Annotated in this window: 1 protein-coding gene; it reads right to left on the bottom strand. The window is 61.5% G+C overall.

Annotation, left to right across the window (positions count from 1 at the left end):
• Positions 1–1,202 (bottom strand): elongation factor Tu (tuf, locus tag AB1555_20180; protein ID MEW6248997.1); only part of this gene is annotated, 1,202 nt, incomplete at its 3' end.

Raw genomic sequence — 1,202 nt, 5'->3', positions numbered from 1 at the left:
TATTCAAGGATCTTGGTGACGACGCCGGCGCCGACGGTCAGACCGCCTTCACGGATGGCGAACTTCGAGCCTTGCTCCAACGCCACGGGGACAATCAATTCCACCGTCAGGTTCACGTTGTCGCCCGGCATCACCATCTCCACGCCTTCCGGCAGCGTGATGCTCCCGGTCACGTCCATCGTGCGCACGTAGAACTGCGGACGATACCCGCTGAAGAACGCCTTGTGACGCCCGCCCTCTTCCTTCTTCAGCACGTACACTTCCGCCAGGAACTTCTTGTGCGGCGTGATGCTCCCGGGCTTGGCTATCACCATTCCGCGTTCCACATCCGTCCGCTCGATGCCGCGCAGCAGCAACCCAACGTTGTCGCCCGCAATCCCCTCATCCAGCTGCTTGTGGAACATTTCCACGCCCGTCACCACCGTGCTCATGCTCTTCTCGCGCAAGCCCACAATTTCCGCCGGGTCACCCACGCGGATCACGCCGCGGTCAATGCGCCCCGTCACCACCGTGCCGCGTCCCTTGATCGAGAACACGTCTTCCACGCTCATCATGAACGGCTTGTCTATCTCGCGCTTCGGTTCCGGAATGTATTCGTCAATCACCCGCAGCAACTCGCGGATGCACTCGTATTCCGGCGCGTTCGGGTCCGTGCTCGGGCTGTCCAACGCCGCCTTCGCCGAACCACGCACGATCGGCGTCGTGTCGCCGGGGAAACCGTACGAGTTCAACAGCTCGCGCAACTCCAACTCCACCAGCTCCAGCAGCTCCGGATCGTTCATCTGATCCACTTTGTTCAGAAACACCACGATGCTCGGCACTTCCACCTGCCGCGCCAGCAGCACGTGCTCTCGCGTCTGCGGCATCGGGCCGTCCGGCGCCGCCACCACCAAGATCGCTCCGTCCACCTGCGCCGCGCCCGTAATCATGTTCTTGATGTAGTCGCGGTGACCGGGCATGTCCACGTGCGCGTAGTGCCGCTTCGCCGTCTGGTATTCCACGTGTGCAATGTTGATCGTGATGCCGCGCGCTTTCTCTTCCGGCGCATTGTCGATCTGGTCGTAGGCTTTGAATTCCGCCTGCCCCATCATCGCCGCCACTTTCGTGATCGCCGCCGTCAGCGTCGTCTTCCCGTGGTCAATGTGACCCATCGTCCCCACGTTCAGATGCGGCTTGCTTCGATCAAATTTTTCCTTCGCCAT

The sequence above is a fragment of the Nitrospirota bacterium genome, assembly GCA_040755395.1.
Lineage (GTDB): Bacteria > Nitrospirota > Nitrospiria > Nitrospirales > Nitrospiraceae > DATLZU01.
This window is presented reverse-complemented; position numbering and strand designations above follow the sequence as displayed.